Source organism: Candidatus Zixiibacteriota bacterium (genome assembly GCA_020853795.1).
In the GTDB taxonomy this organism is placed as follows: Bacteria; Zixibacteria; MSB-5A5; order CAIYYT01; family CAIYYT01; genus JADJGC01.
In genome coordinates this window covers 1-9,095 of the sequence record JADYYF010000121.1, presented here as the reverse complement: position 1 = coordinate 9,095, position 9,095 = coordinate 1, and the positions used below count along the sequence as shown (strand labels likewise).

Annotated in this window: 8 protein-coding genes; 6 read left to right on the top strand and 2 right to left on the bottom strand. The window is 60.3% G+C overall.

The genetic code is table 11. From position 1 onward, the window contains the following. From IT585_09565 to IT585_09550, 4 genes are all read left to right on the top strand, one after another. Positions 1 to 453, top strand: a 453-nt coding sequence (locus tag IT585_09565) for a hypothetical protein (protein ID MCC6963486.1), incomplete at its 5' end; no start/stop codon positions are given. A 172-nt stretch (positions 454 to 625) separates the two neighbouring features. Next, complete coding sequence (locus IT585_09560) at positions 626 to 2,884, top strand: response regulator (GenBank protein MCC6963485.1); 2,259 nt, start codon at positions 626 to 628, stop codon at positions 2,882 to 2,884. Positions 2,885 to 2,995: 111 nt separating this feature from the next. Continuing rightward, positions 2,996 to 3,949 (top strand): prolyl aminopeptidase, encoded by a 954-nt coding sequence (gene pip, locus IT585_09555; GenBank protein ID MCC6963484.1) that lies wholly within the window; start codon positions 2,996 to 2,998, stop codon positions 3,947 to 3,949. A 72-nt stretch (positions 3,950 to 4,021) separates the two neighbouring features. After that, positions 4,022 to 4,375: a phage holin family protein gene (locus IT585_09550; GenBank protein ID MCC6963483.1), complete on the top strand. Its 354-nt coding sequence runs from the start codon at positions 4,022 to 4,024 to the stop codon at positions 4,373 to 4,375. Positions 4,376 to 4,391: 16 nt separating this feature from the next. Here the strand turns inward: IT585_09550 and IT585_09545 are convergent, their stop codons facing one another. After that, a complete protein-coding gene (locus IT585_09545) occupies positions 4,392 to 5,228 on the bottom strand; it encodes a hypothetical protein (GenBank protein MCC6963482.1) in 837 nt (278 codons plus the stop codon). A gap of 138 nt (positions 5,229 to 5,366) precedes the next feature. Here IT585_09545 and IT585_09540 point away from each other — a divergent pair, with 138 nt between their 5' ends. Continuing rightward, the gene (locus tag IT585_09540; GenBank protein MCC6963481.1) at positions 5,367 to 6,449 is read left to right on the top strand and encodes an SdiA-regulated domain-containing protein; all 1,083 of its coding nucleotides are present in this window, start codon (positions 5,367 to 5,369) and stop codon (positions 6,447 to 6,449) included. Then, a complete protein-coding gene (locus IT585_09535; protein ID MCC6963480.1) occupies positions 6,446 to 7,651 on the top strand; it encodes a DUF2029 domain-containing protein in 1,206 nt (401 codons plus the stop codon). Before IT585_09540 ends, IT585_09535 begins: the two co-directional genes overlap by 4 nt. Before the next feature lie 537 nt (positions 7,652 to 8,188). Here the strand turns inward: IT585_09535 and IT585_09530 are convergent. Further along, positions 8,189 to 9,095, bottom strand: a 907-nt coding sequence (locus IT585_09530) for an FAD-dependent oxidoreductase (GenBank protein MCC6963479.1), incomplete at its 5' end; no start/stop codon positions are given.

Below are 9,095 nucleotides of genomic sequence, written 5' to 3'. Positions count from 1 at the left end.
TTTCGCTCGACCACGGCCGCGCCGCTGCGTTCGATTGGCGCCCCCGCCGGCCACGATCGGCGCCACGTCCTCGCTGACTTCTTCTTCAAGGAGAACGTTATCCCCTCCATTCTCAACAGTCTGCCGAATGGCGATCTGCAGGCCGAGTACCTGCGTGAGGTCGGCTGCGATCCGGCCAACTTCTGCGGCAACATCCAGGTTGCCGCCCGCACTTGGCAGCTCAACATCTTCAACCACCTCGACAACCTGCACATGGGTGCCGCCCGCCAGAACCGCGTGCTCGGAGCGCGCGGCGTCGTCCTGGATCTGGCGCCGTGGCAAAATGACCTGTTGCAGCTCCTGCGCCGCGATCTGGCCGATATCCTCGGCACCTATCGCCGGCTTAACCCCGCGATCGCCCACGACATCGAACAGCAGGTCGTCACCGCCTTGCGCCACGCGCGCCTGAAATGACCGCTCCGGCCGCTGTTTCGGCCTGAAGCAGCCAGCCGCCGCCTGCCGGATTAAGAGCTTCCCGCTTCAGCCGATAATAAAGGTAAACCAAACCCGTGTTTACGACGCCAGTGTTGCGTGCGTCGGCGTCAAGATCGGACGCCTCTTTCAACTTGGACGAGGGACATTCGTGGTGAATTGGAAACATCCGGAAAGGCTGGCCGCGCTACGGATTGCCGGTATCTACCTGGCCGTCGGCGGGCTCTGGATTTTGCTTTCCGACCGCGCATTGGTTTCCCTGATCGGCGACGCCGCCCTGGCGAAAGAACTCTCCTGGTTGCAGACGCTTAAGGGTTGGTTCTATGTTTTCGTGACAGCCATCCTCGTCTGGCTGCTGGTGGATTCCCACCTGCGCACGATCAAGCGTTCGCGCGACCAGTTGGCGGCCAGTGAGAGCCACTACCGCAGCCTCTTCGACAATTCCCCGATCGCGCTCTGGGATGTCGACTTCAGTCGCATGCGCCAGGCCTTGCTGAATCGCGACGGCACGCCCGCCGAAAGTCTCGCGGCCCTGATGGTATCGGATCCGGAAGCCGTGCGCCACCTGCTGCGGCTGCGCCGGCTCAACGATGTCAACCGCGCCGGCCTGGAGTTGTTCGAGGCTTCCAGCCTGCAGGAACTCGAGGAGCGTCTGCCGGACCTCGTTACACCGGCGTCGCTGCAAGTGCTCGGCCAGATGATTCTGGCGTTGGTTCGCGGCAATACCGAGTATCACTGGGAACTGCCGGCCCGCACGGTTAGCGGCAAGAACCTTGTCACCCTCGCTTCGATTGTCCTGCCGCCCGGCAACATGGAGACCTGGGCGAATGTGCAATTCTCATTCATCGACATCACCGAGCGCAAGCAAATCATCGCGGAATTGCAGACGCACCAGAAACTGCTGCTGGAGGCCGAGCGCATCGCCCAGGCGGGCAGTTGGGAGTGGACCGTCGGCGACCGTCACATGCGCTGGGACTTGAACATCTATCGCCTGTTCGGTTTGCAGCCGCGCACCACCATCTCCCACCGCGAATTCTGGCGTCACGTCGTCTCGGAAGACCGGCGGCCGCTCCAGCAAGTGCTGGCCCGCGCCCTGGCTGAACCCCGCAAGTTCTCTCACACTTACCGCGTCACCCCGAAGAATGGCGAGGTGCGGACGCTGTCGTTGAGTGGTGAGTCATTTGTGGACGAAGTCTCCGGTCGCATCAAACTCATCGGCTGGGTGCAGGATATCACCTCCCAACTCAAGGAGGAGGAAGAGCGGCGGGCGCTTGAGGCGCAGTTGCGCCACGCCCAGAAGATGGAATCGCTCGGCGCGCTGGCGGGCGGCATTGCTCATGATTTCAACAACATCCTGACGCCACTGTACGGCTATACCGAACTGGCGCTGCAATCGCTGCCCGAGCAGGACCCGGTCAGGGACGATCTGCAGCACGTGATCAAAGCTGCCGGTCGCGGCAAAGAACTGGTGCAACAGATTCTCGCGTTCAGTCGCCAAATCGAACAAGAACGCAAACCGGTGTTTGTGCACCATATCGTCAAAGAGGTCGTCAAGCTGCTGGCGGCCACGATCCCGTCCAATATCCATATCTCCACGCAAATCGATTCACAAATGGGAGCCGTGATCGCCGACCCGGTGCAGATTCATCAGATGATCATGAACCTGTGCGTCAATGCTGCCTACGCCATGAAGGAGGCCGGCGGGGTTTTGACGCTCGAGCTTGACACGGTGGCGGCGGACGACTCAACCGGCGGCTGCGTCCGCCTGCGCGTCCGCGATACCGGCTGCGGCATGAACTCCGAAACGCTGGCGCGCATCTTTGAACCGTTCTTCACGACCAAACCGGCCGGGGTCGGAACCGGACTGGGTCTGTCGGTCACCAAGCAGATCATCCTTGACCACGGCGGCACGATCGAGGTCGAGAGCACTCCCGGCGCCGGGACGACCTTCACCATCCGGCTGCCGCTGGCGCCGAGCGCGCCCGTCAGCGAGAACGCCGACGAACTGTACCCGGCCCGCGCGCACGAACGAATTCTCTTTGTCGACGATGAGCCCGAAATCGTCGGGATGGCGCAGCAGATGCTCCTGCGGCTCGGCTATCAGGCCGAGACCTGCCACTCGGCCGATGACGCGTTGCGGCGAATCCGCGCCGGCGCGGAATTCGATCTGATCATCAGCGATCAGAACATGGCCGGCACGACCGGCTTGCAATTGGCACTGGCACTCAGGGCGCTCGACCGCCGGACGCCGATTGTCCTGATGACCAGCGACGGCATTCGCTTCAGCGAGGAGTTCGCCCACCGCCACGGCGTCACTGACTGTCTCACCAAGCCGTTTAGTGCGTTCGACCTCTCCCAGATCATCCATCGCGTACTTGAAGCCCGCCGCAACGCCGCGTCCGTCCGCGGATAACTGACTCTCCGCGCAACTTCCCCTTCACCCTTTCGTAAATCCGATTTGTCGGCTGCTGCTGACCGATATAACTTGCCGCCGGTCACTCCCGAAGAAAGGATCAAGGAAGCTGTGCGCGTATTGTACCCCGAAATCCAACCGTACAAAATCGACTCTCTGCCGGTGAGCCCGCTGCATACGGTCGTCTATGAGGAAGTCGGCAATCCTGACGGCCGCCCGGCACTCTTCCTGCACGGCGGACCCGGTGTCGGCATCCTGCCCGGTTATCGACGCTTCTTCGATCCGAAATTCTACCGCCTCATCCTGCTCGACCAACGCGGCGCCGGGCGGAGTACGCCGCACGCCGAACTGCGCGAAAATACGACCTGGGATCTGGTCGACGATCTGGAGAAATTGCGCCGCCATTGCGGCGTCGACCGCTGGGTGGTCATGGGCGGGAGTTGGGGCAGCACGCTGGCGCTGAGCTACGCCGTGACCTATCCCGAGAGCGTGCTGGGGCTGATCCTGCGCGGCGTGTTCCTTGGGCGCCCCTCCGAAGTCGCCTGGCTGCACCGCTATGGCGCTTCCGAAATCTGGCCTGACGCCTGGGAGCGCTTCCAGGGCTTCATCCCGGTCGCGGAACGCGGTGATTTGGTCGCGGCCTACTACCGCCGGCTCACTTCCGCCGACCCGTCCGTCAGCCACGCCGCCGCCCGCAACTGGTCGCAGTGGGAGGCTTCGACCATGTGCCTGATTCAAGACCAAGCGGCGATCGACGAGATGGCGGAAGGCGATTCAGCGGTCGCCATCGGTCGCATCGAATGCCATTACACGCACAACAGTTTCTTCATGAAGTCGGACAACTACCTCCTCGAGCAGACGCCGCGTATCCGCGCCACACCTTGCCGCATCGTGCAGGGACGCTACGATGTGATCTGCCCGGTGCGCAGCGCCTGGGACTCGCATCGGCATCTGCCCGCCTCCGACCTGCGCATCGTGCCCGACGGCGCGCACTCACCAATGGAACCGGGGATGACTTCCGAATTGGTTCAGGCGACCGAAGATTTCAAGAAGCTCTACCCGTAGATTTTTATCCCCACGCGGCCCGCCCGCGCGTAAATTGAATCTTCACCAAGTGGTCAGGGAGAATTTCTTGTGATACGCTTTATTCTGATACGTCTGATCGTCAATGCGGTGGCGCTGTGGGCAGCGGCTTCCTGGATCAACGGCATCCATCTCGAGGGCACCGTCGGTCAGGTGATCCTGCTGGCGCTGATTTTCGGACTGGTAAACGCGATCATTAAACCGATCGTCAAGATCCTGGCGTTTCCGCTCATCATTCTCACTTTGGGACTGCTCACGCTGGTGATCAACGCGCTGATGCTGATGTTGACGGCGGCGATGACGGATATCCTCAAGGTCGACGGCTTTATTCCCGCGCTCTTGGGCAGCATCGTGATCAGTCTGGTCAGTCTGGTGCTCAGTCATTTCCTCGACAAGAAGGCTGACTGATTCCAAGGCGGAGAGCTTAGCCCGCTTCCACCTGCGTGTAGTCGAGCTCTGATCCAAACATGCTGTGCGGAATCAGGTACACCAGCAGGTGCACGACCGCCGCGACCACAAACCACAGGCGCCCGCGCCCGCTCTGGCGGCCGCGCCACAATGCCACCAGCCACATGATCATCGCCACGGCCGTCTTGTTGTCGGTCAGATCTTTGCCGAAGGGCCAGCCGGTCCAGTAAGCCCCAAAAGCATGCTTCTGCACAATCGGTCCGAGAATTAGCCCGCCGATGAAGAGCAACACCGAAGTCCAGACCGCCAGCCGCAGAGCGCTGTTGCCTTGTGCCAGCGCCTCAATCCCGCAGCGTGTCCCCACCAGCATCGCCGCGAACATCAGGACGATGTGCGGCCACAACACGAAGGCCGGCACCGGATCTTTGAAACGAATCACAACCGGGTGAACGGTCAGGTCGCGGCGGAAGCCTTGGCTGTCGGTCAGCACGATGTAGTAAGCGACCTTGCCTGCTGCCGGTTGTCGTGGGATCATGGCCAGCAAGTCGTTGCCGTTGCGGACCAGCGGCCGCATGTGCCATGGGTCGTCGCTGTTGACCCGCCGCCAGCGCATCTCACCGCTGACGGTCATCGGCACGGCCAGGCGCACCTCGGCATCCGCAGTCGTAACCTGCGATGTCGGCAGACGGTACTTGGCTGTAGCGCCGTCGATAATCACTTCACCGCGCACCGGGTAGGTCGGGCCGGTCACGCGCTGATAGGCAACCGAAGCCAGGGTAATGACCGTGGCCAACGTCCAGAGCAAGATCAGGCGGCCGCGCCGCGGCCTTAAGATTTGGGGTTGATCGATCATGCGCGCAATATTCGCTGTCGGCTCGATTCAAATCAAGACAAGAAATCCTTGCGCAATACCGTCGTTCCCGCTAATTAGGCAACAACCATGCCCAAACGGTTTCGGCAATTACGATTACTCGCGCATCCGGCGGCCGCGATGAGTTGCGTTCTCATCACCTGCGCGCTGCTGGCGTGCTCGCAACACACCGACACAACCGTCGTCGCCTCACGTTTGGCCGAGGCGTCTGGAATTCTCTTTGATTCCGACACGCTGTTCATCGTCAGCGACGATGTTGCCGGTTCGTACTTTTCGTTGCCGGCAGCGGATATCAAGAGCGGGTTCATTCCGATCGACTCTGACCGCCTGACCCGCATCACTATTCCCGGCGCCGAGTTGTTCAGCGATCTGGAGAGCATCGACCGGCTTGCCGATGGCAGGATTGCGCTGCTGTCGGAGGATCTGCACGCGCTGGGTGCTGTCGTACAGAAAGCGGGTAGCCCGGCACTGGAAATCGTCGCGCAATTCGATCAGACTTTGACTGAACTCGGCAATCGCGGGCTCGAAGGCGTCGCGGTCCGGCCGCTGCCCGGCGGCGCCAGTCTGATCGCCGTATCGTGGGAGGGCGGCTATCCGGAACGTCAATCGCTGCCGGCGCAACTGCGCGAGACGGTCGGCAACAGCCCGTTGAATCCGATCGTTGTAATCGATACGATTCCGCCCAACGGCAGCGCCGGTTTTGTCGACAAACCGGCGCGCTCGCTGGCGCTCACTGCGTCGGACGACGGCGTACCGCCGCCGCTGGGGCAGCGCTTCCGGGTTGCCGATCTGGTCTGGGCTGCCTGGAGCGACAGCGCCGGAACCAGTGACGGCCTGATTGTGCTCCTGAGTTCCTCCAACTCGCCGGAGCCTGCAAGCGGCCAGAAACGGCGGTTTCAGTACAAGTGGCTGCAACGCTACGATCTCGATGGCAATCCGGTGGGGAATCCACTGGACGTGAGCGCGCTGGCGTCGGCCCAGTGGCGCGATTTCTCTGCCCAAAGCTTGACCACGCTTACAGAACCGCTGCGCTCACGGGCCGAGCAATTCGGTCGCAAGGCTGATGCAGCCGGCTGGGAGAATGTCAATTGGGAAGGACTGTCGTGGTATCAGCGCGGCGAAAGCCTTGTTCTGATCTATGATGCCGGCGCTGACGATCCGCTGTTCGCCCTCGTGGTTGCAATTCCTCAGGACTGGAAATGACGGAGAACTCGCTCAAACCGGCACTGCGCTACTTCCTGCTGCTGATCGTCGCCGCAATCTGGGGGTACGGCATCTATTCGCTTTCCATCTCCGAACCCAAGCAGTGGGACTTCAAGACCTATTATTACGGTGCCATCGCCCACGACCGTGCACTCAACTGGTGGGACCCGGTTGTGTTGAGCGGCGTCGCCCGTGCCGATATCAAGCTGGCTTATGTTTACCCACCTTTGACTGTCTGGTTCTTCAAACCGCTGACCTGGCTTGACTTCTCCGCGGCGTACCAGGTGTGGCTCTTTGTCAAGGTCCTCCTGCTGGCGCTGCTGGTCTTCCTCTGGTGCAAGGCGTTCCTCAAGGACGAAGACCCTGCGATTATTCTGCTCTTCGCCACACTGGCGTACGGATCGTCTGCCTATTGGGACTTGGTAGCAGGGAACATCGGCATCTTTGAACAGGCCGTCTTGTGGCTCGGGCTGTATGGACTGCTCAAGCATCGGCTCTGGCTTTTTACGGCCTGCGTCCTGCTGATTTCGCTGTTTAAGCTCACCTTCATTATCTTCCTGGCACTGCCGCTGCTGCTGCGCGATCGCACCGCGCTCAGATTTGCACTGGTCGGCAGCGCACTCTTTGTCGGCTACCTGCTGCTTAATTATCTCACCTATGCGCATGAGTTCAGTGTATTCTGGTCGATCATTACCAGCATCGATGAGCGTGGCGAGGTCTATAACCACTCGCTGCTGGCGTTTTGTCGCGACTTGATTGACATTTTCCGCGGCACCGGAACCGTTGCCGGAAACACGATGCTGGGGAGCACCATCTATGTCGTGCTGGCTGCGGTCATCCTTTGGCAGAGCTGGCTCGCGTGGCGCCGGCAGAAACCGGGCGATTCCCATGATGACTTCCTGACCTCGCTGGCGCTCTTCACCCTAACCTATGCTTTGATCATGCCGCGCATGAAGACCTATTCTTTTGTCCTGCTGATTCCGGCCAGCCTCCTGGTCATGCGCCGGTACCTGACGCCGCAGAACTTCGTCTTCCTTTTCATCTTGCTGTCGCTGACCAAGTGGACCCCGCTGCCGTTTCCCGATTCGGCCCGGCTCTTGTGGTGGTACTATCCGTGGCTAACAGCGCTGCTGATCTGGGTTTTGCTGATCGTGGGACTGCGCCGGGGCCATCTGCTGGATACTGCTAAGACAACCCCCTAAAACGCAGGAACCCTGCCGATCATTGCCGGAGGGTTCCATGCACCGATGTAGAATGACGAGACGAATCTCTTCGTCCCCACGTTAAACAGAGAAGCAACCATTTTAGTTCGTACAGTCTCAAAGAACTTGTGCGTCAATTCGGGGTGCACGGCACGACCCAGAAAATCAAAAGGAGCTCCTCCCTCACAAAGGAGCTCCTTCATCCCCTCCTCTTCAGTACCCTTCACCGCCAAAGTGTTTCTAAGAGTAACTGACTTCGGGGAAGATGAACGCATATCCTGTGCCAATTTTGCGCACGAGGAGCCCGGAACCTAATTTGTTACTTACCAAGGAGTTGAAAAATGGATAGTGAATATCCCCATTCCCCAATTCGATTGCCCCCGCAGTTCATGCGCGGCCATTCTCGGTCGGCGCTCTGGTGCAAACCTGTAACTCATTGGAAATCAAGATAGTTCTTCGACGCAGCTTTTGCGGCCGCCCAAGCAAAACGGGCGCACTCTCGTGCGCCCGTTACCGGAATAATCGTCGAATTTGGTACTACTTGACGAGCTTCTTCGGCGTGTGCACTGACATCCCATGGACGTCATGCACCGCCTCCATTACAGCCTCCGCCAATACCGGGTGGGCATGAAATACCTCACCCAATCCGTGAGCGGTCATGTCGTTTTGGATCGCGACCGCCGCCTCGTGAATCAAATCCGTCGCGTGGGCGCCGACAATATGCACCCCCAGGATTTTGTCGGTCTTCTCGTCGGCGATGACCTTGACGTGTCCGGCCAGATCGCGCTCCGCCTTGGATTTGCCCAGCACACGGAACAGGAATTGCCCGATCCGCACCTTGTGGCCCTTCTCTTCGGCTTTCTGCTGTGACAGCCCGACCGAGCCGACTTCCGGGTCGGTGAAAATCGTAATCGGCACCGCCTTGTAGTCGACCTTGGCCGGTTTGCCGACGGCGTTGGTCGCCGCGACAATGCCCTCGTGCGAAGCCGTGTACGCCAGCAGGTACTTGCCGGCGCAATCACCGATGGCGTAAATCCCTTTGACCGAGGTCTCCATCTTGTCGTTGACCTTGATCGAGCGGTTTTTGTTCAGCTCGACGCCGATCTTGTCGAGGTTGATATCCTCGGTATTGAACGTCCGGCCCACCGAAACCAGCACTTTTTCCGCGCTGATCGTCTTGCCTGATTCCAGCTGGCAAACGGTCCCGCCGCCGCCGGTGTCGACCGCGAGCACTTTCTCGCCGGTGAAGATCTCGGCGCCATGCTTCTTCAGTTCGCGCTCGATCGTCTTGGATGTATCGATATCTTCGAACGGCAACAGGTGCGGCAGCATTTCCACGACGCTGACCTTGGTGCCCAGTTCGGCGTACAGGCAGGCGAACTCGCAGCCGATCACGCCGCCGCCGATGATCGTCAGCGACTGCGGCAACGACTTGGGATGGATA